General features: G+C 65.7%; 24 protein-coding genes. 17 read left to right on the plus strand and 7 right to left on the minus strand.

The window, feature by feature from the left end:
• Nucleotides 1–41 precede the first annotated feature (41 nt).
• Nucleotides 42–311 (minus strand): M15 family metallopeptidase, encoded by a 270-nt coding sequence (locus JEY66_RS39630; RefSeq protein ID WP_016843293.1) that lies wholly within the window; start codon nucleotides 309–311, stop codon nucleotides 42–44.
• Between the two features lie 176 nt (nucleotides 312–487).
• On the opposite strand from JEY66_RS39630, the gene lepA reads away from it, so the two are divergent.
• The 4 genes from lepA to JEY66_RS39650 all read left to right on the plus strand — a co-directional run bounded on the left by lepA (nucleotide 488) and on the right by JEY66_RS39650 (nucleotide 5,518).
• On the plus strand, nucleotides 488–2,299 hold the full coding sequence (gene lepA / locus JEY66_RS39635; protein WP_018269553.1) for a translation elongation factor 4: 1,812 nt from the start codon (nucleotides 488–490) through the stop codon (nucleotides 2,297–2,299).
• A 100-nt stretch (nucleotides 2,300–2,399) separates the two neighbouring features.
• Complete coding sequence (locus JEY66_RS39640) at nucleotides 2,400–2,732, plus strand: hypothetical protein (RefSeq protein ID WP_016843295.1); 333 nt, start codon at nucleotides 2,400–2,402, stop codon at nucleotides 2,730–2,732.
• Between the two features lie 250 nt (nucleotides 2,733–2,982).
• Nucleotides 2,983–4,209 carry an MFS transporter gene (locus tag JEY66_RS39645; RefSeq protein ID WP_018269552.1) on the plus strand — a complete coding sequence of 409 codons (1,227 nt, stop codon included), beginning with the start codon at nucleotides 2,983–2,985 and terminating at the stop codon, nucleotides 4,207–4,209.
• Nucleotides 4,210–4,345: 136 nt separating this feature from the next.
• Nucleotides 4,346–5,518, plus strand: coding sequence for an acyl-CoA dehydrogenase family protein (locus tag JEY66_RS39650; protein ID WP_016843297.1), 1,173 nt, complete (start codon nucleotides 4,346–4,348; stop codon nucleotides 5,516–5,518).
• Between the two features lie 102 nt (nucleotides 5,519–5,620).
• Here JEY66_RS39650 and JEY66_RS39655 read toward each other — a convergent pair whose 3' ends face one another.
• Together JEY66_RS39655 and JEY66_RS39660 are read right to left on the minus strand one after the other, a co-directional pair.
• Nucleotides 5,621–5,983, minus strand: a complete 363-nt coding sequence (locus JEY66_RS39655) for a c-type cytochrome (protein ID WP_016843298.1) — start codon at nucleotides 5,981–5,983, stop codon at nucleotides 5,621–5,623.
• A gap of 192 nt (nucleotides 5,984–6,175) precedes the next feature.
• A complete protein-coding gene (locus JEY66_RS39660; RefSeq protein ID WP_016843299.1) occupies nucleotides 6,176–6,340 on the minus strand; it encodes a hypothetical protein in 165 nt (54 codons plus the stop codon).
• Nucleotides 6,341–6,649: 309 nt separating this feature from the next.
• Between JEY66_RS39660 and JEY66_RS39665 the strand changes: the two genes are divergently transcribed.
• From JEY66_RS39665 to JEY66_RS39675, 3 genes are all read left to right on the plus strand, one after another.
• Nucleotides 6,650–6,952 (plus strand): hypothetical protein, encoded by a 303-nt coding sequence (locus JEY66_RS39665; RefSeq protein ID WP_016843300.1) that lies wholly within the window; start codon nucleotides 6,650–6,652, stop codon nucleotides 6,950–6,952.
• A 180-nt stretch (nucleotides 6,953–7,132) separates the two neighbouring features.
• A complete protein-coding gene (locus JEY66_RS39670; RefSeq protein ID WP_016843301.1) occupies nucleotides 7,133–7,534 on the plus strand; it encodes a c-type cytochrome in 402 nt (133 codons plus the stop codon).
• A gap of 318 nt (nucleotides 7,535–7,852) precedes the next feature.
• The gene (locus JEY66_RS39675; RefSeq protein ID WP_018269551.1) at nucleotides 7,853–9,820 is read left to right on the plus strand and encodes a methyl-accepting chemotaxis protein; all 1,968 of its coding nucleotides are present in this window, start codon (nucleotides 7,853–7,855) and stop codon (nucleotides 9,818–9,820) included.
• A gap of 218 nt (nucleotides 9,821–10,038) precedes the next feature.
• Here JEY66_RS39675 and JEY66_RS39680 read toward each other — a convergent pair whose 3' ends face one another.
• Entirely contained in the window at nucleotides 10,039–10,950 is a 912-nt protein-coding gene (locus tag JEY66_RS39680) for a sterol desaturase family protein (RefSeq protein ID WP_016843316.1), read from the minus strand.
• A 107-nt stretch (nucleotides 10,951–11,057) separates the two neighbouring features.
• Between JEY66_RS39680 and JEY66_RS39685 the strand changes: the two genes are divergently transcribed.
• The 4 genes from JEY66_RS39685 (at nucleotide 11,058) to JEY66_RS39700 (ending at nucleotide 14,272) form a co-directional block, all read left to right on the plus strand.
• The gene (locus tag JEY66_RS39685) at nucleotides 11,058–11,663 is read left to right on the plus strand and encodes a TetR/AcrR family transcriptional regulator (RefSeq protein ID WP_018269550.1); all 606 of its coding nucleotides are present in this window, start codon (nucleotides 11,058–11,060) and stop codon (nucleotides 11,661–11,663) included.
• Between the two features lie 11 nt (nucleotides 11,664–11,674).
• Complete coding sequence (locus tag JEY66_RS39690; protein WP_018269549.1) at nucleotides 11,675–12,457, plus strand: sulfite exporter TauE/SafE family protein; 783 nt, start codon at nucleotides 11,675–11,677, stop codon at nucleotides 12,455–12,457.
• 35 nt (nucleotides 12,458–12,492) lie between these two features.
• A complete protein-coding gene (locus tag JEY66_RS39695; RefSeq protein WP_016843319.1) occupies nucleotides 12,493–12,948 on the plus strand; it encodes a DUF1801 domain-containing protein in 456 nt (151 codons plus the stop codon).
• 382 nt (nucleotides 12,949–13,330) lie between these two features.
• A complete protein-coding gene (locus tag JEY66_RS39700) occupies nucleotides 13,331–14,272 on the plus strand; it encodes an IS110 family transposase (protein ID WP_018271587.1) in 942 nt (313 codons plus the stop codon).
• Nucleotides 14,273–14,350: 78 nt separating this feature from the next.
• On the opposite strand, the gene JEY66_RS39705 is transcribed toward JEY66_RS39700, so the two are convergent.
• Together JEY66_RS39705 and JEY66_RS39710 are read right to left on the minus strand one after the other, a co-directional pair.
• A complete protein-coding gene (locus tag JEY66_RS39705) occupies nucleotides 14,351–16,561 on the minus strand; it encodes a putative bifunctional diguanylate cyclase/phosphodiesterase (protein WP_162136769.1) in 2,211 nt (736 codons plus the stop codon).
• A gap of 354 nt (nucleotides 16,562–16,915) precedes the next feature.
• A complete protein-coding gene (locus JEY66_RS39710) occupies nucleotides 16,916–17,353 on the minus strand; it encodes a L,D-transpeptidase (RefSeq protein WP_276469627.1) in 438 nt (145 codons plus the stop codon).
• A 195-nt stretch (nucleotides 17,354–17,548) separates the two neighbouring features.
• Between JEY66_RS39710 and mepA the strand changes: the two genes are divergently transcribed.
• From mepA to JEY66_RS39740, 6 genes are all read left to right on the plus strand, one after another.
• Nucleotides 17,549–18,511 carry a penicillin-insensitive murein endopeptidase gene (gene mepA, locus JEY66_RS39715; protein ID WP_018269546.1) on the plus strand — a complete coding sequence of 321 codons (963 nt, stop codon included), beginning with the start codon at nucleotides 17,549–17,551 and terminating at the stop codon, nucleotides 18,509–18,511.
• A gap of 129 nt (nucleotides 18,512–18,640) precedes the next feature.
• Nucleotides 18,641–19,150 carry a hypothetical protein gene (locus JEY66_RS39720; RefSeq protein ID WP_018269545.1) on the plus strand — a complete coding sequence of 170 codons (510 nt, stop codon included), beginning with the start codon at nucleotides 18,641–18,643 and terminating at the stop codon, nucleotides 19,148–19,150.
• 190 nt (nucleotides 19,151–19,340) lie between these two features.
• On the plus strand, nucleotides 19,341–20,141 hold the full coding sequence (modA, locus tag JEY66_RS39725; RefSeq protein ID WP_016843324.1) for a molybdate ABC transporter substrate-binding protein: 801 nt from the start codon (nucleotides 19,341–19,343) through the stop codon (nucleotides 20,139–20,141).
• A 163-nt stretch (nucleotides 20,142–20,304) separates the two neighbouring features.
• Nucleotides 20,305–21,000: a molybdate ABC transporter permease subunit gene (modB, locus tag JEY66_RS39730; RefSeq protein ID WP_016843325.1), complete on the plus strand. Its 696-nt coding sequence runs from the start codon at nucleotides 20,305–20,307 to the stop codon at nucleotides 20,998–21,000.
• Between the two features lie 103 nt (nucleotides 21,001–21,103).
• Nucleotides 21,104–21,775 carry a molybdenum ABC transporter ATP-binding protein gene (gene modC, locus JEY66_RS39735; RefSeq protein ID WP_018269544.1) on the plus strand — a complete coding sequence of 224 codons (672 nt, stop codon included), beginning with the start codon at nucleotides 21,104–21,106 and terminating at the stop codon, nucleotides 21,773–21,775.
• A gap of 93 nt (nucleotides 21,776–21,868) precedes the next feature.
• Nucleotides 21,869–23,092, plus strand: a complete 1,224-nt coding sequence (locus JEY66_RS39740; RefSeq protein WP_129964819.1) for a hypothetical protein — start codon at nucleotides 21,869–21,871, stop codon at nucleotides 23,090–23,092.
• Between the two features lie 66 nt (nucleotides 23,093–23,158).
• On the opposite strand, the gene JEY66_RS39745 is transcribed toward JEY66_RS39740, so the two are convergent.
• Nucleotides 23,159–24,952 (minus strand): potassium/proton antiporter, encoded by a 1,794-nt coding sequence (locus JEY66_RS39745; RefSeq protein WP_018269542.1) that lies wholly within the window; start codon nucleotides 24,950–24,952, stop codon nucleotides 23,159–23,161.
• Nucleotides 24,953–24,980: the final 28 nt, after the last annotated feature.

Below are 24,980 nucleotides of genomic sequence, written 5' to 3' on the forward strand. Positions count from 1 at the left end.
GCGGAAACGCAGATGGGTGCTCATCTGCATTTCAGCGCGCTTTAGCGCGTTTTTGTGGCCAGTGAAATCAGCTTGGCGTGAGAACGCCTCCAGCATGCGGCTTCACTTTCCGGGAAGTCCGGCCGGGACTCGAGATGCATGGTATCGCAGTGATACCATTTGCGGCCCCAGATGAAGCCGTGACGCGCGACGATGTCGACGATCTGGCGCGGCATCCGGTTGTTGCAGGGGATGGTCTTGCCGGCCCACAGCCAGTGATCCGAAACTTTCAGGTTGAGGTCGATGGCGGCGGCGTAGCCATGCATGCTCATCCGCCCGGTGCCGGCAACGCGAAAGACGATTTTCGGGCCGCCGGACCTGGCAGGAACAGGCCAGAAAATCGATCACGGCAACCCCGCCGGAAACGGTGTCGTGATTCGCCGTCACACCGCTGCAAAATACCGCAATTTGGTTGCCCGCGCGGGGGTGCGGATGCTATCCCGCGCCCATGACAACTGCCCCGATTTCGAACATCCGCAACTTCTCCATCGTCGCCCATATCGACCATGGCAAATCGACCCTTGCCGACCGCCTGATCCAGATGACGGGCGGCCTGTCGGATCGCGAAATGGCGGGCAAGGAGCAGGTGCTCGATTCGATGGATATCGAGCGCGAGCGCGGCATCACCATCAAGGCGCAGACTGTCCGGCTGAACTACCGCGCCAAGGACGGCAAGGACTACATCTTCAACCTGATGGACACGCCCGGCCATGTCGACTTCGCCTACGAGGTCTCGCGGTCGCTGGCGGCCTGCGAGGGTTCCCTGCTCGTGGTCGACGCCAGCCAGGGCGTCGAGGCGCAGACGCTCGCCAATGTCTATCAGGCGCTCGACAACAATCACGAGATCGTGCCGGTCCTGAACAAGGTCGACCTGCCGGCGGCCGAGCCCGAGAAGGTCAAGCAGCAGATCGAGGACGTGATCGGCATCGATGCGTCCGACGCCGTGATGATCTCGGCCAAGACCGGCGTCGGCGTGCCCGACGTGCTGGAAGCGATCGTCACCCGCCTCCCGCCGCCGAAGGGCGACCGCGACGCGACCCTGAAGGCGCTGCTGGTCGACAGCTGGTACGACGTTTATCTCGGCGTGGTGGTCCTGATCCGCGTCGTCGACGGCGTGATGAAGAAGGGGAGCCGCATCCGCATGATGGGCACCGGCGCCGCCTATGACATCGAGCGCGTCGGCTTCTTCACGCCGAAGATGGAGCAGGTCGAGGAGCTCGGCCCCGGCGAGATCGGCTTCATCACCGCGGCGATCAAGGAAGTCGCCGACACCCGCGTCGGCGACACCATCACCGATGACAGGAAACCGATCAGCGAAATGCTGCCGGGCTTCAAGCCGGCGATTCCGGTCGTGTTCTGCGGCCTGTTCCCGGTCGACGCCAACGACTTCGAAACGCTCCGCGCGGCGATGGGCAAGCTGCGGCTAAACGACGCCAGCTTCTCCTACGAGATGGAAACCTCCGCCGCGCTCGGCTTCGGTTTCCGCTGCGGCTTCCTCGGCCTGCTGCATCTGGAAATCATCCAAGAGCGGCTGTCGCGCGAATTCGACCTCAATCTGATCGCGACCGCGCCGAGCGTGATCTACAAGATGAAGCTGACCGACGGCACCGAGCTCGAGATCCACAACCCGGTCGACATGCCCGACGTGGTCAAGATCGCCGAGATCGAGGAGCCGTGGATCGAGGCGACGATCCTCACCCCCGACGAATATCTCGGCAGCGTCTTGAAGCTGTGCCAGGACCGCCGCGGCTCGCAGAAGGAGCTCACTTACGTCGGCTCCCGCGCGATGGTGAAATACGACCTGCCGCTCAACGAAGTGGTGTTTGATTTCTACGATCGCCTGAAGTCGGTCTCCAAGGGCTACGCCTCGTTCGACTATCATCTGACCGACTACAAGCCGGCCGATCTGGTCAAGATGCAGATCCTGGTCAACGCCGAGCCGGTCGACGCGCTGTCGATGCTGGTGCATCGCACCCGCGCCGAAGGCCGCGGCCGCGCCATGGTCGAGAAGATGAAGGAGCTGATCCCGCCGCACATGTTCCAGATTCCGATCCAGGCGGCGATCGGCGGCAAGGTGATCGCGCGCGAAACCGTCCGCGCGCTGCGCAAGGACGTCACCGCGAAGTGCTACGGCGGCGACATCACGCGCAAGCGCAAGCTTCTGGAGAAGCAGAAGGAAGGCAAGAAGAAGATGCGGCAGTTCGGCAAGGTCGACATTCCGCAGGAAGCCTTCATCGCCGCACTCAAGGTCGATAGCTGAGACGACGCCGCCGGCGCGACTGTTGCGCATTCTTGTCCCAGCAACAAAACGCACCATGATTTGAATCGCGTTCACGCGGTGGCCGGACTAAGCTCCGATCATGTTGCGCATTCTGCCCCTCCTGATCGTCATCCTCGCATTGCTGCAGCCGGACCTGAGCTCGGCCGCGTCCTCGAAGAAGCGGCACGGCAGCACGCGCTGGCACGGCTATGGCTTCCTGCCCGGCTACCGGCAGCCGCCGAACCAAACCATTCCGGTGTTCGGCCCGCGCGGCGCCGCGCGCGGCTACCCGGACTATTCGCCGCAATATTGGTATGGCGGGGATTGGTACTATTTCGGCCGCCCCGGATTCTATCGCGGCCGCTACAATGGCGGCAGTTTTGGCCCGTGCTGGACCTGGACGCCGATCGGCCGGGCCTGGCAGTGCGGCTAGAGCGTTTTCGAGCGAAGTGGCTCCCGGTTCGCGTGAAGAAAACGCGTCAAAGCAAGTGTCTAGAGCCCCCGTTCCGATTCTATCGGAACGGGGCTCTAGCCGCGCGTCGCTGCGACATCCTGCGCACGCAACTCACAATCCGCTGATCCCGGAATGAGAGGCATGTTGCCCGTCATGTTGCCCCTGGACCTCGGATAGGCCAGCATCCTCCCTGCGCGCACCACAACAAACAACAGCGCCGGGGAAACGCATGAGCAAGACCGCTCGGTTGGATTATGGCTGGGTCGTCGTCGGCGCGGGCGCGCTGATGACTTGCGTCGGCTTCGGCACCATGCTGTCGCTCGCGGTGTTCCTGCAGCCGATCTCGGATGCGATGGGCTGGTCGCGCGCCGGCATCTCGGCGGCGGCGACGCTGGATTTCCTCTGCATGGGTTTTGCGGCGTTCGCCTGGGGCGCGCTGTCCGACCGCTTCGGCACCCGCATCGTGGTGCTGGCGGGCAGCCTGCTGCTCGGGCTCGGCCTCGTGACGGCAAGCCAGGCGCAGAGCCTGTGGCAATTCCAGCTCTGCTTCGGCGTGCTGATCGGGATCGCGGCCGGCAGCTTCTATGCGCCGATGATGGCGCTCGCCAGCGCCTGGATCGACAAGCATCGCAGCCTTGCCGTCGCGCTGGTGTCGGCCGGCATGGGCGTGTCGCCGCTGACCGTCGCGCCGTCGGCAAGCTGGCTGATCACGGCCTATGACTGGCGCTTCGCGATGCTCGTGATCGGCATCGCCGCATGGGCACTGTTGATCCCCGCGTCGTTCCTGGTGCGTCCGGCGCCGCAGGGAACGGACGTCGCAATCCCGACCGCCGCGAACGCGCCGCAGACCGAATGGACCGCGGCGCAGGCGCTGCGCACGCCGCAATTCATTACGCTGGCGCTGGCGCATTTCGCCTGCTGCGCGGCGCATTCCGGCCCGATCTTCCACATGGTGTCCTACGCCATGGTGTGCGGCATCGCGCCGCTCACCGCGGTCACGGTCTACAGCCTCGCCGGCTTCTCCGGGCTCGGCGGCCGGCTGCTGCTCGGCGTGCTCGCCGACCGGCTCGGCGCCAAGCCGGTGCTGGTCGGCGGCCTTCTGGTGCAGGCGCTGTCGATCGCGACCTATCTCGCGGTGGCGCAGCTCGGCGAATTCTATGCGCTGTCTGTCGTGTTCGGCCTCGCCTATGGCGGGGTGATGCCGCTCTACGCCGTGCTGGTGCGCGAGTTCTTCGGCGCGCGCATCATGGGCACGGTGTTCGGCGCGGTGTCGGCGTTCGCCAGCCTCGGCATGGCGCTCGGGCCGTGGGCCGGCGGTTACGTGTTCGACACGTTCCACGGCTATACGTGGCTGCACGCCGGTTCGTTCGCGATCGGCCTCGCCGCGGTTGCGGTGGCGCTGAGTTTTTCCACCAAGCGCCAGCCGTCGCTCGATCTCGGCCGCGCCACCGCCTGAGCGCGGCAGCGTTCGTCGTTCGCGCGCGGCGGATGGCTGATCTGCATCGGCGCCGCCCCGCCTTGCCCTCCTTTGCCGGATGCGTCACCATCACGCACCCGCCCAACAAGAATGACAGAAGGCGCCGAGGACACGCATGAACAGGCCGCAGGGAGTAGACCTTGTCGAGCGGGCGCGCGCGCTGACGCCGCTGATCACAAGTGAAGCCGACGAGATCGAACGGACGCGGCGGCTGACGCCGGCCGTCACCGCAGCGCTGGTCGAGAACGGGCTCTATCGCGCGCTGCTGCCGAAGCGTTTTGGCGGCGCCGAGGCGACGCTGGACGCGTTCATGCAGATGCAGGAGGAGATCGCCAAGGCCGATGCCTCCACGGCGTGGTGCCTCGGCCAGTGCAGCGTCTGCGCCATGACCGCGGCCTATCTCGAGCCCGACGTGGCCGACGAAATCTTCAACACCGCGCCCGGCATCCTGGCATGGGGCGCGATCGCCCATGAGGTGCGTGCCGAGCCCGGCGGCTATCGCGCCAGTGCGCGCTGGGATTTCGCCTCGGGCTCGCGACAGGCGAGCTGGCTCGGCGCCCATGTCCGCGTCGTCGAGGCCGACGGTTCACCGCGCAAGAGGGCCGACGGTTCGCCGGAGATCCGCACCATCCTGTTTCCGATGTCGCAGGCCGTGATGTACGACGTCTGGGACGTGATCGGCCTGAAAGGCACCGGCACCGATTCCTATTCGGTCGACAACCTCTTCATTCCGGAAAAATTCGCCGCGCTGCGCGACGATCCGGCCGCGTGCCGCGAGCCGGGGCCGCTCTACAAGCTCTCCACCAACATGGTGTTCAGCATGGGCTTTGCCGCCACCTCGCTCGGCGTCGCCCGCGCCATGCTGGATGCGACGACCGAGCTTGCCCGCGGCAAGACCCCGCAGGGCCTCAAGGCGATGCGCGACAACAATGCCGTGCAAGGCCAGATCGGCCGCACCGAGGCGAGCCTGCGCGCCGCGCGCGCCTATCTGTACACGACGGCCCACGACGTCTGGAGCGATCTCGTCCGCGGCGATCCCATCACCGAGGCGCATCGCGTCGCGATCCGCATCGCCTCGACCTGGACCATCCACCAGTCGGCCGCCGTGGTCGACATCGCCTATCACATGTCGGGCGCGACGGCGGTATTCGCGAAAAATCCGTTCGAGCGGCGGTTTCGCGACATGCATGCGATCGCACAGCAGATCCAGGCCCGCGACACGCAATATGAGGACGCCGGCAAGGCGATCCTGGCGGGCAATCTCTCCGCGCCGCCGACGGCGCGATGAAGCATATCTGCTTCGGCGCTATGCGTCCTTCGGCACCCAAGCGCACGGCGGCGCTGTATGAGTGGCAGAACAATCCTGAGCCCTTCCTGCCGCGATTTGAGGTTATTTCGACTTGGGAGGTTCCTGAATTGACTTCATATAGCTGACGACCTCCTCCGCATCCTCCCTGCTGAAGCGGAAGGTCGGCATGGAGGGATGGATGCTGCTATAGCCGTCCTGCAGTCGTTGCAAGAAGTCGCTGTCGTAGAGTTTGGTTTCACTGAAGGTGCGAAAGGGCGGCGCCAGCCTGTTCGGGCTGTTCCCGGTCCTGCCAATGGAGTGACATCCGGCGCATAGCTTTTGCAACATCTCTTTGCCATGCCGCTGCTCCTCAGCCCGCGCCTGGGCCATGGTGCTCGAAAAGAGACATATGGTCAGTACCAGCAAGGATCGCGTCATCGCAGTCGTTCCGCTGTTCTGTCGCATGGCGCAACCTTCCTTGCTACTTGTCCCAATTACGCCAGTGCGTCAGATGAACCTGAGCGGGATGGCCGGTTGATGTCTTGATCCAGCCCTCGAGGGCGCGACGGCAGGGGAATCATCACGAAAGGCTAGAGAGCAACCCGCTACCAGCTATTGATCGGTATCAAAGTCCAGTAGTGATCCCCGGGGGAGCCTCTATTCTTTAGCAGGCGGCTGTGGATTTTTGGCCAGCCATTGGGCCAGCTTGCCTTCTTCCTCGGCCAACAGCTTGCGCAACGTCTCGATCTTCCGAGCGTCGGTTTCCGTTTCCAAAAGCTCTTTGTAATGAGCGATGTTCGCTCGAAAGACGAAGTCAGCCATGCTTGCCGCTGGTTGCCCGATTGCCGAGTTCCATCGTGCCACAGCCTACCGGTGATTAACATAAGTAATCAGCGGTGAAACTACTCGTGTCGAGGGCTGGGGAGGTCAGTTGAGGGTCAAACTCGGAAGTCGGAACGCGCAACCGTGAGGTCCGCTTCACCCCGACACCGGACTTTCGATCCGGGAAACCCCTTACGGACACCACCCGAATTTCAAATACGGCTCCGTCGGGCTAGATGATGCTCGATGAGGCCAGGATGCTCGGGCCATGATGAGCAAAGAGTGTCCGTTAGCGATGTTCGACGAACAATGACCAAGCTTGAATTGATGAAGGTCAAAGACGCTGCCAAGGAACTGCCAGACCATTTTGCTATGGACTGGCAGACGATAGCGAGCGCACCGTTCGACCGTGATCTCGAAGTCGCGGTTCTCGACGCTGGAGAAACCCACGCGGTTGTCTTTCCGTGCCGCCGTGTGCTTCGGGGTTGGGTAAGCGCAGAGACAGCCGCCCCCGTGGCCATTCATCCAACCCATTGGCGCGAATGGAAGGCCTCCAACTCGGCGCTTTTTGTTGTGCTCGGTCCGGGAATTGCGCAAGGCGGCGACCTTTAGTTTCTCCTCCGCCAGCAGACGTTCGATGGCGGCGCGCCTCTCTCCGCGTCTGTTTCGGTCTCAGCGTCTTGAAGTGCGCAATGTTGGCGTTCGCGATCTCTTCAGGCATCAGGAGAGGCGTCCAATCACTCGACCAAGTTGATCCGACCCCGATCCCACAAGGAATACGGCCGTGCTGCAATGCGGCACGAAAGCATCGCAATCACCTGCCCCCTTCAAGCGGTGGCCGATCAGCGCTACAAGAGATCCATCGAGTTGGAATCTTGCTCAATGCAAATCTGTCATGCAGCGATTCTTGCTGTCGCGTTTGAACTGACCGGATCGGCGGTCATTGCTGCGGATGCAAACCACGGGGCGGAGCTGGCAAAACGATGGTGCGCCACCTGTCACGTGGTGAGCGACGATCAGAAGCAGGCAGTCGCCGATGTGCCGCCATTTGCTGCGGTTGCGCGTAACCCAGATTTTAGTCCCGAGAAGCTGGCGTTTTTCCTGCTCGACCCGCATCCCAAGATGCCAAATTTTCCGCTGAACCGAGCCGAAGCAGCGGATATCGCCGCTTACGTCGCGTCGCTGCGCAAATAGCGCGAAGCTGGCTGAGTGGCGCAGCAAGAACTCGAGACCTGAGGCGGCAAAGTAATGGCCACCTCAGTTGGCGGCTTCTTTCATTCAGCCGAACGACATCCCTGCGCTCGAGGCCGCGTGTCCGCTTACCCCCGCAAGCGGGAGACGACCGAGGTCCGGCCGATTCAACTCAACCTCATCTCGATTTGGGCTCACGGTACGAAAGCAGGCACCGGCGACGATGGCCCCCCGCACGAATACCGGCGGCGCAACATCCGGTTGTTAAGCTTTTTCTGAGAGTTTGCGGACGGCGCTAATGCCTGGAGTTTCGCTGGTCCCATGTTCACGCTTCGATCGATTGCCGCCCGCCTCATTCTGGCGATTTCGCTGACCGTCGCGGTCGCCTGCGCCATCCTCGGCGGCTTCTCCATCAGCCAGCAGCGGGCGCTGACCCGGCTCGCGCTCGATCAGCAGCTCAAGCTGCAATATGACAGCGTGATTGCAGCGATCGACTACGAGGGGCGCGCCGCGCTCGCGGTCTCGGCGGTCATCGCCGCCCTGCCGCCGGTCGAGGACGCCATCGCCAAGGGCGACCGCGACGGCCTCGGCAAGCTGCTCGGCGCCTCCTGGGCGTCGATGAAGGCGCAGGGCATCCCGCTGATCTCGTTCTGGCAGCCCCCGGCGACCAGCTTCTACCGGGTCCATGCGCCGAAGACCTTCGGCGACGACGCCTCCACGCGGCGCATGACGGTGGTGGAATCGAACAGGACCGGCAAGCCGATCGTCGGCGTCGAGCCCGGCCGCGAAGCGCTGTCGATCTTCGGCATGACCCCGATCATGCACGAGGGCAAGACGCTGGCCAATGTCGACGTCGGCGCCGCCTTCGGCAAGGAATTCGTCGACCGCGCCAAGAAGCGCTTCGGCATCGATCTCGCGGTGCATTCCTTCGACGGCCAGAGCTTCAAGCGGCTGTCCTCGACCTTCGGCGATACCGTGGTCGCGACCCAGGACGAGCTCAAGCGCGTGATGAACGGTACGGCCCTGCTGCGCGACGCGGTTCTCGACGGCCATGCGGTGGAGCTCTATCTCGGCCAGATCAAGAACTATGCCGGCGAACCGGTCGCCGTGCTCGAGATCGTCAAGGACACCAGCGACTATGAAGCCGCCGCCGCGAGCGCGCAGCGCAATCTGATCCTCGGCGTGGTCGCGATCATGGCAGCCGCCGTGCTGCTCGCGTTCCTGCTCGGCCGCGGCCTGTCACGGCCGCTCACCGCGATCACCGCGGTCATGAACCGGCTGTCCAGCGGCGACACCAGCGTCACGATACCCGGCAGCGAGCGCCGCGACGAGCTCGGCACGATGGCGAAGGCGGTCGACGTATTCCGCCGCAGCATGGTCGAAACCTCCTCGCTGCGCGGGGCGCAGGAAGCCGACAAGGTGAAAGCGGAGGCCGACAAGCAGGCCTTGCAGCGGCAGATGGCCGACCGTTTCGAAGCCGACGTCAAGGGCATGGTCGCCGCCGTCGCACGGTCCTCGGGCGACATGCAGCGCGTCGCGGGCGAGATCACGGCCAGCGTCAACGGCGCCTCCGAACGGACCTCGGCGGCAGCCGCCGCGTCCGAGGAAGCCTCCGCCAGCGTCAACGCGGTCGCAGCCGCAACCGAGGAACTGGCGTCCTCGATCACCGAGATCGGCCGCCAGGTCACCCATTCCAGCCGCGTCGCCGACAGCGCCGTGACCAAGGCCATGGAGACCACCGAGATGGTGACGAGCCTCGCCGCATCGGCAGAGAAGATCGGCGACGTGCTGCGCCTGATCAGCGCGATCGCGAGCCAGACCAATCTGCTGGCGCTCAACGCCACCATCGAGGCCGCCCGCGCCGGCGAGGCCGGTCGCGGCTTTGCCGTGGTCGCCGCCGAGGTCAAGGACCTGGCGAGCCAGACCGCGAAGGCGACCGAGGAGATCGCCGGCCAGGTCGGCGCGATCCAGTCCGCCACCGGCAACTGCGTCAGCGCGATCGGCGACATCAGCGGCACCATCCGCGAGATCTCCGGTATCGCCACCGCGATCGCGGCCGCCGTCGAGCAGCAGGACTCGGCGACGCGGGAGATTGCCCGCAGCGTGCAGCAGGCGTCCACCGGGACCGTCGAGGTCTCCGCCAATATCGCGGGCGCGAGCGAGGCCGCCGGCCAGTCGCGGGCCCTCACCGGCAATGTGCTGGATGCCTCCGGCCAGCTCGGCGATCACGCCGCCGCGCTGTCGCACAGCGTCGACACCTTCCTTGCCGGGCTGCGCAACGCGGCCTGATCTTGCCTTGTCATAGGCACAATACCCGTCATCCGTCACCCCCGCGCAAAGGCTTCGCCTTTGTCGCTGGAGGTGGCCGCTTCTTCAGCGGCCCTCGAAGGGTCGACGGCCACCAGCGGGGCCGATCCATCGTTCGAGACGCCGCTACGCGGCTCCTCAGGATGACGGGACAGAAAGCATACGCCTCGGAGCTATGACGCAGCAGGACCAGGCCGCGATCATGGCCACGGCAACATGGGCGGCGGAGCCGATCGATCCGCCTTATCGTCCGGCCCTGCCCCGGGCCGGCCCCAGTCGCGCATGAACGGCATCTTCAGCAGTCCGCGCAGCGACTGCTTCTCGGGATCATCAAAGCCGTCGAGGCCATAGCGCAGCTCCGCGAAGCGCGGACCGCGATGATAGGTGCCGCCGAGCCGATCCCAGATCGAGAGCAGGTTCGAATAATTGGCGTCGGTCTCCGGCTGATGACGCGAATGATGCATCTTGTGCATGTTCGGCGTCACGAAGACGAGCCGCAGCCAGCGGTCGAGCCGCTCGGGCAGGCGGATATTGGCGTGCTCGAACTGGGCGTTCAGCGCCGACAACGTCAGATAGCTGACCAGCACCCAGGCCGGCGTTCCGAACACCAGGACGCCGGCGATGTGCCAGCCGATCCGCCACAGCGTCTCGCCGGGATGCTCGCGGAACGCCGTGGTGACGTCGACGAAGCGATCGGCATGGTGCATGCGATGGAAGCGCCACATCCAGCCGAGCTTGTGCATGGAGACGTGGGCGAAATAGGCGAACAGGTCGAGCCCCACGATGCCAAGCAGCAGCTGGCTCGGGGGTGACAGGCCGAGCCACCAGGACAGGCCGAATTTCGCATCCAGCGTCCATTGCGCGGCCAGCGGCGACAGCGGGCTGAGCAGCAGGTTCACGCCGACGAAGATCACGGTGATGGCGGCGTTGCGGCCGATATTGCGCAGCCGGTCGCTGCGGCCACAGCTGAACAGCGGAAACGCAGCCTCGAACAGCAGCACGATCGCGAACGACGCGAGCAGGAACGCAATCCGCGCGCCGGTCGACGGCAGCTCGATGTGAGCGGTCTCAGCCGTGCCCGGATGCCACAGAAGCTTTGCAAAGCCGATCATGCCGATGCCCCCCCTCTTTACAAAACGAATATTCGTTCTTTATAATGCCGGCAAATGATCGTCAAGCCCGCCGCATCGGCCGGCCGCGACCTGGCAAGGACCCGACAATGCCGAAGGTGAAACCCGAGACGCTCGCGATCCGGCGCGAGGAGATCCTGCAGGCCGCGGAGATCTGCTTTGCCCGCCAGGGATTTCACCAGACCACGATCCAGGACGTGATCAAGCAGTCCGGGCTCAGTGCCGGCTGCATCTACGGGCATTTCACCGGCAAGGAAGAGTTGATCCAGGCGATCGGCGAAAGCCGCCATGGCCGCGACAGCGCGCTGCTGGCGCTCAAGGATCCATCGGACGATGTGTTGCAGAGCCTGCGGTCGATCGCCCGCACCTTTCTCGGCGACCTGCAAAGGGAAGAAGGCCTGCGCGCCCGCCGCGTCGCGTTGCAGCTCTGGGCCGAGGCGCTGCGCGACGACGTGGTCCGCGACCAGGTGGTGAGCGGAATCCGCCAGCCGATCGCCCTGATCGTGGACCTGCTGCGGCGCGGCCAGAAGAGCGGCGCGATCGATCCTCACCTGCAGCCGCGCGGCGCGGCGCGGGCGATGGTCGCGATGTTTCAGGGCATCGTGCTGCAACGGCTGTGGGGCGAAACCGTCTCGACCGCGGAGGCGATGCACGCCTTCGACATCTTCCTTGCCGGTCTTGCCGCCAGGCGCTGACGGAGGATGCGGTGATCGTCCACGACCTGTTTGCCGGCATCGCCACCGGCCTTGCCGGCGGCCTCACCGCCGGGCTGCTCGGCGTCAGCCCCGGCGGTGGCCTCGTCGTGTTCTCGGTGCTGCTGCTCGGCGCCGGGCAGCATGTCGCGCAGGGCATCTCGCTGGTCGCGCAAGTGCCGCCGACCAGCCTCACCGGGATCCGGCGCTATTGGCAGAGCGGCAACCGCACGCCATTGCGCTGGATCGCGCTGCTGACAGTCGGCTTCGTCGCCGGCGGCGCGGCCGGCGCGCTCGCCGCCAACCATGTCGCCGAGCCCGCGCTGCGCTGGACCTATGTGGCCTATCTCGTCGTGCTCGACGCGATGCTGATCCTGCGCGGCGGACGCGACGAGGCGAAGCACGACGACAAAGGCACCGCGCGCGACATATCCTGGCCGGCGCTGCTCGTTGTCGGGCTGCTGGCAGGCCTGTCGTCGGGCTTTCTCGGCATCGGCGGCGGACTGGCGACCGTGGTTGGACTGAGCGCCGTGCTCGGCATGCCGCAGCATCAGGCGCAGATGGCCAGCCTCGTGATGTCGCTGATCCCGACCACGATCCCCTCGGCCTGGATCTATTGGAGCGAAGGCTCGCTGGCGTCCTGGCCGGTGCTGGCGGGCGTGATCGTCGGCCTGCTGGCCGGCACCGATCTCGGCGCCCGCGCCGCCAACCGCATCGACCGCGCGCGGTTGCGCAGCGCGATGATCGTCTTCGTCACGCTGATGACGGTCTATATGACCTTCAAGGCGCTGTGGTAGATTGACGTGGATACGCCCTCCTCGCGGAGCCCACCATGCGCAAGCCGGCAACATCGACCAGCAAAGCGGCATCACGGTCGCACGCGAAACCACCAGCTGCGCTGTTCGACGCCTACCCTGCCCCGGTCAAGGCCAGGCTGCTGGCACTGCGGCGCCTGATCTTCGAGACCGCGAAGGCGACCAAAGGCGTCGGCGCGCTGGAAGAGACGTTGAAATGGGGCCAGCCGAGCTACCTCACGCCGGAGACCGGCAGCGGCAGCACGGTCCGGATCGATCAGGTGAAGCAGGCCGCCGACCGGGTCGCGGTCTACTTCCACTGCCAGACCAATCTGGTCGAGACCTTCCGCGAGCTCTATCCCGAGCTCAGCTACAGCGGCAACCGCGCCATCCTGCTCGATGTCGCGGGCAAGCTGCCGGAGCCCGCGCTGCGCCATTGCGTGGCGCTGGCGCTGACGTATCACCTGAACAAGAAGGCGTCGCAGACTTCGTAGGGCGGGCAAAGGCACGCAGCGACGTGCCTACCATTCACGTGGTGCTCACCATGGTGGGCGCGCCAACCCCTTGTCCTCCCTACGACGTTGGCTTTCGCCAGCACGACAGAGAAATAATCGTCGTCCCGGCGAAGGCCGGGACCCATACGCCGCGGCGGATGTTGTGAATGGGACTCGTCATTCCGGCGGCGCGCAACGACCGGCATTTGGGTTATGGGTCCCTGTGTCTTGGAAGTGTGTCAGGATGAGGGTGGGCGGGAAGCCGTTGGGTCCTTGGCGCTTGACGCCGTGAGCCGGCTCGGTCTCCCGCCCGTTCCATCTATCAACCTGAACAGTTGCACGAGGCTGCACCAACAGACCTCGCATCACAGGGACAGGCACCGTGATCATAGCTCTTCGTTACGTCGGAATCGACATCTCCAAGAAACACCTCGATATCTTTGATGAGGCTGACGGCGTGCCGAGGCGCATTGCCAACGCGACACAGGCCATCACACAGCAGGTGGCGCGTTGGCAATGCGATGCGCTGGTGGTCTTCGAGGCGACGGGTATCTATGACCTCGCGCTTCGCGAGGCGCTGCGTCAGGCCGGGATCCAGTTCGCACGGATCAACCCGGCCCGTGCCCGCGACTTTGCACGGGCCAGCGGCCTACTCGCCAAGACCGATCCGATCGATGCGCGGATGCTGGCGGCCTTTGCGCGGGCCATGCAGCCCGCCCCCGAGCAGGTCGCCGATCCTGCACGGGGCGCCTTGGCGAGGCTTGCAAAACGGCGGGATCAGCTGGTCCTCATGCGCGCCCAGGAGAAGAACCGGCGCAGCGAGGCCGACGATCGCGCCATGGCCGAACGCATCGGCCGCCTCATCGAGGTCCTCGACAGCGAGATCGCCGAGATCGAGGCCGACATCAGCGCATTGATTAAAGCCGAAGCGCAGATCGCGGACGATGCGAAGTTAATGCGTTCGCTGCCCGGCGTGGGTCCCGTGGCCTGCATGCAGCTCATCGCGCAGATGCCGGAACTCGGGCGGGTCGGACCGAAACAACTCGCAGCGCTCGCTGGCCTTGCTCCCTTCAACGTCGACAGCGGCACCTTCCGCGGCAAGCGCAAGATTGCGGGCGGCCGAAAGCGCGTTCGTGACGCCCTTTATATGGCGGCCCTCAACGCAGTTCGCAGAGCTGATCCGTTCAAGGCCTTCTATGCACGACTGCGACAGGCCGGAAAACCAGCCAAACTCGCCCTCATCGCCGTCGCCAGGAAGCTGCTCACGGTCCTCAATGCCATGATGCGAGACCGAAAGCCGTACCTGCAGACCAAACCAACATAACAGTTGCCGGCCTTCGCCGGGACGACACTGAATTTGTTGCAGGATCCAGCGCAACGACGTTGTGGCCGGCGGCGCGCCCTACGCGACCAGCGCTGTGCCTGCCGCCGTCGCCACGCGCTGCGCCTTCAAGAGTCTGATGACTTCGGCGTTGGGCCGGGCGCGGCTGAACAGAAAACCCTGGCCTTCGTGGCAGCCTTCGGCGCGCAGGCGGCTCAGCTCCGCCTCGGTCTCGACGCCCTCGGCGGTGATGGTGACGCCGAGCCCGATGCCGAGACTGACGATCGAACGCACGATCGCCTGCGCGTCGGGGTTCGCGCCGAGGTCGCGCACGAACGACTGGTCGATCTTGATCTTGTCGAACGGAAAGCTGCGCAGATAGCTGAGGCTCGAATAGCCGGTGCCGAAATCGTCCATCGACATCCGCACCCCGAGCGCACGCAGCGCATGCAGCGTCGCCAGCACCTGGCTGCTCTTTTCGAGCAGCAGCGTCTCGGTGATTTCGAGCTCGAGCCGCCGCGCCGGCAGGCCGGATTGCCGCAGCGCGTCGGTGACCAGCGCCAGCAGATTGCCGGTGCGGAATTGCAGCGGTGACAGATTGACCGCAACGCGCACGTCATCCGGCCATTGCGCTGCGTCCATGCAGGCACGATGCAGCATCAGCGCGCCCAGCGGATTGATCAGCCCGGTCTCCTCGGCGACCGGGATGAACTCGCCCGGCGAGATCATGCCGCGCTCCGGATGCGGCCAGCGCACCAGCGCCTCGAAGCCGGTGATGCGCCCGGTCGCAAGATCGACCAGCGGCTGGTAATAGGGCCGCAGGCCTTCGTTCTGGATCGCATCGCGCAGGTCGATCTCGATCTTGCGGCGGCTTTGGGCGCGCGCGTCCATCTCCGCCTCGAAGAAGGAGAAGGTGCCGCGGAATTCGCTCTTGGCGCGCGACAAGGCCATGTCGGCGCTCTTCAGCAGCTTTTCGGAATCCTCGCCGTCGCCGGGCGACATCGCGATCCCGATGCTGGCGCCGATCACCACCGAATGCCCCTCGAGCAGATAGGGCTCGCCGATCGAGTCCAAAATCCGCCGCGCCAGCAACACCGCGTCCTCGGGCCGCATCACGCCGCCCTGCACGATGGTGAACTCATCGGAGTTGAGACGGGCCAGCGCATCTTCCTCGCGCAGCGTCGAGCGCAGGCGCTTTGCGACCGCGCGCAGCAGCTTGTCGCCGATGCCGTGACCGAGGGTCTCGTTGACCGCCTTGAAATTGTCGAGGCCCAGCATCAGCACCGCGACCTTGTCGGTCGAGCGGCGGGTGTGCTGCAGCATCTCGTCCATCTGCTGGCGCAGCAGATTGCGGTTGGGCAGGCCGGTCAGGCTGTCGTGCTGGGCCATGAAGGCGAGCCGCGCCTCGGCGCGCTTGCGTTCGGTGATGTCCATCAGCGCGAGCAGCATCGCCGGCTGGTCGCCATGCATCAGCTGGCGCGAATAGATCGCAAGGTCGATCAGCGTGCCGTCGGCGCGCACATGCTTCCAGGTCCGCGCCGCCTGCTCGTCGCTGCTGCGGCCCGCCGCCCAGGGCAGCTCGGCATCGAACGCCTGCAGGCTCCTGATCGTCATCCGCTCGAATTCGGCCCGGACATAGCCGTAATGCGCGATCGCGGCGTCGTTGACCGCGAGGATCCGCTCGCCGTCGAGCGCGCACAGGATCATCGGCACCGGATTGCCGTCGAACAGCAGGCGGAACGACGCCTCGCGCTGCTTCAGTTCGGTGATGTCGACGCGCAGGCCGACGATGCCGCCATCCGAGGTCAGCCGCTCCTCGATCAGCACCACGCGGCCGTCGGCCAGCACCTGCTCGTGCCGCTCGCCCGGTTGGTACATCTTCTTGAGCCGCTCGGCGATCCACTCCTCCTCGCGGCCGGCAGCCTCGGGATAGTCGCCGCGCGCGACGCCGATGCGGATGGTGTCTTCGAGACGCGCGCCGTGCTCGAACAGATCGGAGCTGCGCTTGTAGATTTCCGAGTATTTCTTGTTCCAGAGCGTGTAGCGGCCTTCGGGGTCGAGGAACACGATGCCCTGCGGCAGGATGTCGATCGCCTCACGCAGCCGCGCGTTGGATTTGCGCGCCTCAGCGATCGCGGCCTCGGCCTGCGCGCGCTGGCGCACCAGCTCGCCGATCTCGACCGCGGGGCGGCGCGATCCGCCCGACACTTTCGGCATCGGTGTGGGCCGGCGTCCCCGAGGACGGGACAGTTTGGCCTGGTTCGGCTTCTTGGTGTTTTTCTTCGGCCGCATCATCGGTATCGCACGCCCCACGCGCATTCCAGTTCGGCGACATTCTGCGATAAGTCTCTGAAAAATTGGTATCTCTTGGCGAGTAGCTGCGCTGCCTGAGAAGCCCTTGCATGCCTGCTTTGCAGGCGAATCACGCCGGGCGCGAGTTTGCTTCCGGCGCGCCGGCGGCGCACGGCACAGATTCACGGCATGGAAGCGCCTGCGCTTGGTGAAGGAAGCGTAAACCGGCGCGCGATTGCACAATGAATGCGCCGAAGACGCTTCAAGCGCACCAATGTTTGTCAGCGTGCGGCAGGGTTATCGCGCGGTTAAGCCGCGGTGCGCCTCGGCCTTCGCATTTTGCCGGATCATACATTAGTTGGTGATCTCGATCCGCGTGCCGCCGCGGCCATTGCGCTCGACCAGCCCATAGAGCATTGCGGCGTGCGAGGGATGCAGGCGCACGCAGCCATGCGAGGCCGGCCCGCCAAGGCGCGTGAGTTCGTATGTTCCATGGATGGCAAAACCGCCATGGAAGAAGATCGAATGCGGCATAGGCGAGTTATAGTACTTCTTCGAGTACCAGCGGCGCGCCAGCATCTGCGGACGAAAGACTCCACTCGGCGTGCCATAGCCGCGGCGGCCGGTCGACACCGGCCAGTTGTAGCGTCTCGCGCCGTCGACGCTGACCGCCATGCGCTGCGATGATTTATCGATGTGAACGACGACGTCGGCCCGCGCCGGGGAGAGCGCCAATATCGACGCAGCTATCGCGGCGGCAAATGCCGGCCGTACGCACGATACGCTTGTCACAATAACGCCTACCCTGAAATTATTGCGGACATGATGTCGCCCACAACGTGCGCTTGTAAAGTGGCGTGGCTCACATCGGAGCCTGGAAGCCGCGGGTAATCTTAATCCACCCTGTGGGCGATCAAGCGAATGGGATGAAAGCGCGGTCCGCCTGCTCCGAATCCATGCTAGCCTTGCGCCGACAGAGTGATCCGAATGACACCCCGCCTGCGTCTGTTCCCGCTCCTGATCTCAGCCCTCGTCACCTGCACCATCTCCGCGCGGGCGCAGGACAGGGGCTCGCTCAATCCGCAGCCGCTGCCGCCGCTCGCCAACCCTGACGATCCAAAGATCGGGGCGAAGCAGCTGTTCGCGCGCAAGGTTTTGCCGGCGGCGTTGCCGACCCGGTCGATCGGCGGCTACACCAAGGGTTGTCTCGCCGGCGCCGCGCAGATGCCGCTCAACGGCGACACCTGGCAGGTGATGCGCTTGTCGCGCAACCGCTACTGGGGTCACCCCAACATGATCGCGCTGCTGAAGCGGCTGGCGGCCAACGCGCACAAGGACGCCGGCTGGCCGGGCATCCTGGTCGGCGATATCGGCCAGCCGCGCGGCGGCCCCGCGCTCTCCGGTCATGCCAGCCACCAGATCGGGCTCGACGCCGATATCTGGCTGACGCCGATGCCCGATCGTAAATTGTCGCGCGAGGACCGCGAGGAGATGTCGGCGGTGATGATGGTGCGCGACGACCGGCTCGACATCGATCCGCGCGTCTTCACGCCGGGCCACGTGCTGGTCATCCGCGACGCGGCGCGGGAGCCGGCGGTGCAGCGCATCTTCGTCAATCCCGCGATCAAGAAGGCGCTGTGCCGCGAGGCCAAGGGCGATCGCGGCTGGCTGTCGAAGATCCGGCCGTGGTGGGGCCACGACTACCACTTCCACATTCGCATGCGATGTCCGCCCGGCAGCCCGGCCTGCGAGGGACAGAAGCCGCAAGCGGAGGGCGAAGGCTGCAAGCCGTCCGATCTCGCCTTCTGGTTCAAGGATTCGGTGCTGCATCCGAAGCCTCCGCCGAAGCCGCCGAAACCCCGCCCGCCGATGACGCTGGCGCAGATGCCGGCGGACTGCAGGACGGTGCTGAACGCGCCCGACGCCAAACAGCAGCTGCCAGGGCAATAACATCTTCGTCAGGCGGCTATGCCGGCCGGCTCGAACTGCGATATGATCTCGTGCCGTCGCGCCGTAAGCGCGTTCGGGCGATGGATCGGGGCCGCTGATCTATTATCCGTCATCATCAATGGATCAGACATGCGCAAATCGCTCCTCGCGGCATCGCTGCTGCTCGTCTCGGCTCCCGCTTTCGCGGCGGAAGAGCCGAGCGGCTGTGACAAGTTCAAATGGTCGATCGAGCGCGCACGCGCCGCGCTGACCGCGCCCGATCGTGCCAAGGTCGTATCGGGAAGCGAGCAGACCGCGCTGCCGGCGACCGCGATCACGCTGGCGCTGGTGGCCCCCGGCGACGCCAGATTGCCGACCCCGCCGGAGCGCGCGCCGAAGGAAGGCACCTTCGCCGGCTTCACCAGCTTCAAGGCCGCGCCGAAGGCCGGGCTCTATACCGTCAGCCTGTCGGCCGGGGCCTGGGTCGACCTGGTGCAGGACGGGCATTTCCTGAAGCCCAAGGCGTTCAGCGGCGCGACCGATTGCGACGGTATCCGCAAGACCGTGAAATATGACCTCGCCGCCAGCCCCTTCGTGCTGCAGGTCAGCGGCTCGAAAGAGAACTCGCTGTCGGTCGCGATCCAGCTGTCGGATGATTAGGACGATCCGTTAGTCAAAGGGTCGCCTTTACCGCAAGCCCCAGTCTGCTATGTTTGCAGTGCGATATCCCTGAGGACCGTAAGTCCGTCGGGGACCAGCGGAACAGCGCTTCCGTCCGTCGCAGGCCAGACCTCACCCAACGCCTGATTTGCGCGCCGGTTCGCGCGCGAACTCGTACGGAGCGCTTTCCATGTCACGACTTTCAATTTTAAGGCTTGCCGGACTTTTCACCGCTTTCGTCATCCTGCTCGGCGCGCTGCATTCGCCTGCGAGCGCCGAGGACAAGACGCTCACCGTCTTTGCCGCCGCCTCGATGAAGAACGCGCTCGACGACATCGATGCAGCCTATACCGCCAAGACCGGCGTCAAGATCACGGCCAGCTATGCCGCGAGTTCGGCACTTGCCAAGCAGATCGAGCAGGGCGCGCCGGCCGACGTGTTCGTCTCCGCCGATACCGACTGGATGGACTATGCGATCAAGCAGAAGAACATCAATGAGCCGACGCCGGTGAACCTGCTCGGCAACTCGATCGTGCTGATCGCGCCGAAAGATTCCAAGATCGACAACGTCAACATCGGACCCGGCTTCGATCTCGCCAAGTTCGCCGGCGACGGCAGGATCGCAACCGGCGACGTCAAGGCGGTGCCGGTCGGCAAATACGCCAAGGCCGCGCTGGAGAAGCTCGGCGCCTGGCAGGCCGCCGAGCCGAAATTCGCGATGGCTGAGAGCGTGCGCGCGGCGTTGACTCTCGTGGCGCGCGGCGAAGCCGTGCTCGGCATCGTCTACTCGACCGACGCCAAGGTCGAGCCCGGCGTCAAGATCGTTGGCACCTTCCCGCCCGATACCCATCCGGCCATCATCTATCCGGTCGCGGCGACCACGACCGCGAAGCCGGAGACCGCCGACTATCTCGCCTTCCTGCGCTCGTCTGTGGCGAAGACGATCCTCGAGAAGTACGGCTTCAAGTTCCTGATCAGCCCGACGACTTAAGCCCAGCGCCCCCGAGTTGACATTCCTCCAGTGATAGCCGCGCGCACCGTGAGGAACGTCAAATCGATCAGCGGCACTGGGCTATTGACTCTTACTGGTGTCTGTTCCCGAAGTTCGTAACTGAGGAGCCGCACTTGCATACGAACTTCGGGAACAGACGCTAGTGTTTGAGATCTCGCCAGCCGAATGGACGGCGATCCTGCTGTCGCTGCGGGTCGCCGTCGTCGCAACACTGGTGGCGACCCCGTTCGGGGTAGCGCTCGCCTGGCTGCTGGCGCGGCGCGATTTCTGGGGCAAGTCGCTGCTCGATGCCGCCGTGCATCTGCCGCTGGTGCTGCCGCCCGTCGTCACCGGCTATCTGCTGCTGCTGACCTTCGGCAAGCGCGGCCTGGTCGGCGGCTGGCTGGCCGACCATCTCGGCATCGTGTTCGCCTTCCGCTGGACCGGCGCGGCACTCGCCTGCGGCGTGATGTCGTTTCCGCTTCTGGTGCGGCCGATCCGTCTCTCGATCGAGGCGGTCGACCGCCGCCTCGAGCAGGCGGCCGAGACACTCGGCGCCGCGCCCTGGCGGGTGTTCGCAACGGTGACGCTGCCGCTGGCGCTGCCGGGGGTGCTGGCCGGCATGGTGCTCGGTTTTGCCAAGGCGATCGGCGAGTTCGGCGCGACCATCACCTTCGTCTCCAACATTCCCGGCGAGACCCAGACCATTTCGTCGGCGATCTATTCGCTGATCCAGACACCGGATGGCGACACCGCCGCCGCGCGGCTCGTGATCATCTCGATCGTGCTCGCGGTCGGCGCACTGGTCGCGGCTGAAGTGTTCGCGCGCCGCGCCACCGCGCGCCTGCATGGGCAATAGAGCATGATCCGGAAAAGTGTGAAGCGGTTTTCCGAAGAGATCATGCTCAAACAAGGAGCTAAAGCGCGATGACGATTCAACTCAATCTCATCGCGCTTTAGCCATGCTGCGCGTCGACATCACCAAGCAGCTCGGCGAGTTCTCGCTTGCGGCCTCGTTCACCAGCGAGGGCCGCGTCACCGGCCTGTTCGGCGCGTCCGGCTCCGGCAAGACCTCGCTGATCAACACCATCGCGGGGCTGTTGCGTCCTGACCGCGGCAGCATCGTGATCGACGGCGAGATCCTCGACGATACCGCAACCGGCATCCACGTTCCGACCTGGCGCCGCCGCATCGGTTACGTGTTCCAGGACGCGCGGCTGTTTCCGCATCTCGACGTCGGGCAGAACCTCGACTACGGCCGCCGCATGAACGGCCTCACCGAGGATCCCGCGCAACACCGGCGCGTCGTCGACCTGCTCGACATCGGCGCCCTGCTCGACCGCCGTCCCGGAAAGCTCTCCGGCGGCGAGCGCCAGCGCGTCGCGCTCGGCCGGGCGCTGTTGTCCAAGCCGCGGCTGCTGCTGCTCGACGAGCCGCTGGGCGCGCTCGACGAAAGCCGCAAGCTCGAGATCCTGCCCTATCTGGTCCGGCTGCGCGACGAAGCCGGCGTCCCGATGGTCTATGTCAGCCACGACGCGGCCGAGCTGCGCCAGCTCGCCACCCAGATCGTGATGCTGCGCCGCGGCCAGGTGACCGCGTTCGGCGGTGTCAAGGTGCTGACGGCGGGCGCGTAGCTGGCCGTTTTTCCGAAAGTCGGCATAAGATAGCCAATCTTGTCTGCTAGGCCCGCGTCGGGACGTCCGATCGGGCATGGGGAAGGGTGAATTGTGCGACTGACTGGCTGGGTGTTGCTGCTGATCGGCGGGCTGCTGTGCGCCACGATTTCGTGGGCCGCGCTCGGCTTCCTGCTGATGGGCGTCGGCCTGATCGCGCTGCAGGTCGCCGAGCGGGGCCGGCGTCCGGCCGATGCTGCCGTGCCGGCCGCCGCCTCGGGATTTACCCCGCCTCACCTCAGCGACGGGCTGCAGCCGCCGACCCTCGACCCGGTCGCAGGCCAGAACAGCGGCCCTCAGCGGCCGCCCCGCCGGGTGGCCTGGCCCGACAAGAACAACGACGCGCCCTACGACCGCGAGGCGTGGCGCCGGCTGGTCGAGAGTGATCCTGATCTCGCCCAGATCGCCAATGTGCTCGCCGATTACGGCCCGCAATATGTCGACGAGCTGGCGGGCAGCTACCTCGCCGCTCCCGACAAGGGCCGCCTAGCGGCGATCGTCGACGGCATCATCGCGCGCGCGCGGGACGGTCAGCCGGTCCCGCCGCCGCCCGCACCAGTCGAAGCATCGCGGCCACCGCCGTTGCCGCCTCGGCCGGAGCCGAAGCCGGTGATCATCCCTGCCGCCAAGCCGGCGACTTCGCCAAGCAATCGCGCAGACGCTCTCGAAGCGTCGCTGCTCGCCACGGTCGAGGAGGCTTCCGCCAGGATCGCCGCCGAACGCGCGGGTCTGTTCAAGCCTGCCAAGGAACTTAATAAGGAGCCCGGCGAAGCAACCGACAGCCGGCCGCAGGCGGCGGGCCAGCGGGAGCCGCTGTTCGGTCGCGCAGCCCGGGACGCGAAGCCCGCCGGGCCGCCGCCGGTGCCGGTCACACCGCCGCCAATGCCGGCGGCACCGCCACCGATGCCGGCCGACCTCGAAGCATCGTTGATCGCCGCCGTCAACGAGGCCGCGGTCCGGCGGGCGGACGCCAAGGACACCCCCAAGCCGGCGCAGGAGCCCGCGCCGTCGCCGGCAAAACACGAGCCCGAGGTTCGTGGCGTCGCGCCTGCCCCTCCACCGGCACCACCTGCGAAGACACCACCTGCGAAGACGCCTGCCGATCATCTCGACGAGACGCTGCTCGCGGCGCTGGCCGAGATTTCCGGTCAGAAAATCAAGGGCGAGCCCAAGCCGGACGCAGCGTCCAAGGGCCCATCCGGTCCGCCGGCCGACGACGGGCTGTCCGACATGATCAAGAAGTTCGCCCCGGATTCGAACTTCCTGCGCAAGACGTAACGGCGCCGGTCTTGTTCTGACGCGTTTTCTTCACGCGAACCGGTATCCACTTCGCTCGAAAACGCTCTAGACCCCCGCAACCGACGCCCAGATATCGGCGAGCTTGCGCTTGACGATCTGCATCCGCGTTTGCGGCGCGACCTTTTCCTCTTCCTCCGGCAGGCGCAGGCCGACGACGTTGACGCGGCCGCCGCTGATGCTGCGCGCCACCAGCACGATCTCGTCGAGCGCCAGTTCGGCCCCTTCCTTCGGCGCGCGGTCGAGATTGACGTCGAAATAGTCGGCGAGCGTCAGCTTGGCCTGGTGCTCGTCGACCTTGACGCCGTAGATCTCGGCGAGCTCGCCGAGCGTATGCTCCGCCGACACCATGAAGTCGCCGAGCAGATGCGGATCGGGCGCGCTCGACGGCGCCATGTCGACGAAGAAGCGGTCGAGCGCCTCGGCGCGCTCCGGCGGCGCCAGCAGGTAGATGTAGTCGCCGGGCGCGACCGGATCGGCTTCGGTCGGCGTCAGGATCCGCTCCTCGCGGATCACCAGCGTCGGCTTCGACCAGGACGGGATCAGCCCGCGGCGGAAGTACAGGCTCTTCGGCCGCACCGGATAGCCGACCAGCTGCTGCTCGAGCTGGCCGGGCAAGTCGAGCTCGACGCGGCGCGGACCGCGTTCGGCGCGCGGCAGCGCGACATGCAGCCGCCGCGCCGCCGGCGCCAGCGTCCAGCCCTGCAACAGCAGCGAGATGATGACGACGACGAAGGCGACGTCGAAATAGAGATAGGCTTTCGACAGCCCGACCAGCATCGGGATCGAGGCGAGGAAGATCGCGACCGCGCCGCGCAGCCCGGTCCAGGCGATGAAGATCTTCTCCCGCCAGTTGAACTTGAACGGTGCGAGGCAGATCAGGACCGCCAGCGGCCGCGCCACCAGCATCAGCGCGAACGCCACCAGCACGGCGCCGCCGGCGCTGGAGAGCAGGCGATGCGGCGAGACCAAGAGGCCGAGCAGCACGAACATCACGATCTGCGCCAGCCAGGTCGCGGCGTCGAGGAACGTCACCACCGAATTATGCGCGCGGGTCGGCCGGTTGCCGATGATGATACCGGCGAGATAGACCGCGAGGAATCCCGACGCATGCACGATCTGCGAGCCGCCGAAGATCACCAGTGCCGCTGTGGTGACGAACGGCGCATGCAGGCCCTGCGGCAGCGCCACATAGTTCAGCGCGATCACCACCAGCCGGCCGCCGATCACCCCGATGATGGCGCCGAACACAGCCTCCTGGATGAACTCGAGCGCGATGTGCGAGGCCGAGCTCTGGCCGATCGAGATGAACTCGACCAGCATCAAGGTGAGGAAGATCGCGAACGGATCGTTGGTGCCGGATTCCGCTTCCAGCGTCGCGCCGACGCGAGGGCGCAGGCGGAGGCCCTGGGTGTGCACCAGCAGGAAAACCGCCGCGGCGTCGGTCGAGGCCACGACGGCGCCGACCAGCAATGACTCGGTCCAGTTGAGGTCGAGCACAAAGCGGGCGACCGGCGCAGTGATCAGCGCGGTCAACAGCACGCCGGCGGTCGCCAGCATCATCGAGGGCGCCAGCACGGTGCGGATGCTGGCAAACCGCGTCTTCAATCCGCCGTCGAACAGGATCAGCGCCAGCGCCACCGAGCCGACTAGATAGGTGGTGCGGACGTCGTCGAACTGCAGCCGGCCGGGGCCGGAATCGCCCGCCAGCATGCCGACCAGCAAGAACACCAGCAGCAAGGGGGCGCCGAACCGCAAGGCCAGCAGGCTCGACAGGATGCCGGCCATCACCAGCACCGCGCCGAGCAGGATCGCTATACTGACGGAGTCGAGGGATGCCATGCGCCTTCGGAGGTCTCAAATACTTGCA

This window comes from Bradyrhizobium elkanii USDA 76 (genome assembly GCF_023278185.1).
Taxonomy (GTDB): domain Bacteria; phylum Pseudomonadota; class Alphaproteobacteria; order Rhizobiales; family Xanthobacteraceae; genus Bradyrhizobium; species Bradyrhizobium elkanii.

Bases quoted from the DNA above. Each gene is read 5' to 3' on its own strand.
- modA (WP_016843324.1), top strand. From the start codon at position 19,341: ATGTCACGACTTTCAATTTTAAGGCTTGCCGGACTTTTCACCGCTTTC.
- JEY66_RS39650 (WP_016843297.1), top strand. From the start codon at position 4,346: ATGAACAGGCCGCAGGGAGTAGACCTTGTCGAGCGGGCGCGCGCGCTG.
- JEY66_RS39640 (WP_016843295.1), top strand. From the start codon at position 2,400: ATGTTGCGCATTCTGCCCCTCCTGATCGTCATCCTCGCATTGCTGCAG.
- JEY66_RS39670 (WP_016843301.1), top strand. From the start codon at position 7,133: ATGCGGCACGAAAGCATCGCAATCACCTGCCCCCTTCAAGCGGTGGCC.
- JEY66_RS39630 (WP_016843293.1), bottom strand. From the start codon at position 311: ATGAGCATGCATGGCTACGCCGCCGCCATCGACCTCAACCTGAAAGTT.
- JEY66_RS39685 (WP_018269550.1), top strand. From the start codon at position 11,058: ATGCCGAAGGTGAAACCCGAGACGCTCGCGATCCGGCGCGAGGAGATC.
- lepA (WP_018269553.1), top strand. From the start codon at position 488: ATGACAACTGCCCCGATTTCGAACATCCGCAACTTCTCCATCGTCGCC.
- modC (WP_018269544.1), top strand. From the start codon at position 21,104: ATGCTGCGCGTCGACATCACCAAGCAGCTCGGCGAGTTCTCGCTTGCG.
- mepA (WP_018269546.1), top strand. From the start codon at position 17,549: ATGACACCCCGCCTGCGTCTGTTCCCGCTCCTGATCTCAGCCCTCGTC.
- JEY66_RS39745 (WP_018269542.1), bottom strand. From the start codon at position 24,952: ATGGCATCCCTCGACTCCGTCAGTATAGCGATCCTGCTCGGCGCGGTG.
- JEY66_RS39720 (WP_018269545.1), top strand. From the start codon at position 18,641: ATGCGCAAATCGCTCCTCGCGGCATCGCTGCTGCTCGTCTCGGCTCCC.
- JEY66_RS39665 (WP_016843300.1), top strand. From the start codon at position 6,650: ATGACCAAGCTTGAATTGATGAAGGTCAAAGACGCTGCCAAGGAACTG.
- JEY66_RS39680 (WP_016843316.1), bottom strand. From the start codon at position 10,950: ATGATCGGCTTTGCAAAGCTTCTGTGGCATCCGGGCACGGCTGAGACC.
- JEY66_RS39655 (WP_016843298.1), bottom strand. From the start codon at position 5,983: ATGCGACAGAACAGCGGAACGACTGCGATGACGCGATCCTTGCTGGTA.
- JEY66_RS39645 (WP_018269552.1), top strand. From the start codon at position 2,983: ATGAGCAAGACCGCTCGGTTGGATTATGGCTGGGTCGTCGTCGGCGCG.
- JEY66_RS39695 (WP_016843319.1), top strand. From the start codon at position 12,493: ATGCGCAAGCCGGCAACATCGACCAGCAAAGCGGCATCACGGTCGCAC.
- JEY66_RS39705 (WP_162136769.1), bottom strand. From the start codon at position 16,561: ATGCGGCCGAAGAAAAACACCAAGAAGCCGAACCAGGCCAAACTGTCC.
- JEY66_RS39660 (WP_016843299.1), bottom strand. From the start codon at position 6,340: ATGGCTGACTTCGTCTTTCGAGCGAACATCGCTCATTACAAAGAGCTT.
- JEY66_RS39675 (WP_018269551.1), top strand. From the start codon at position 7,853: ATGTTCACGCTTCGATCGATTGCCGCCCGCCTCATTCTGGCGATTTCG.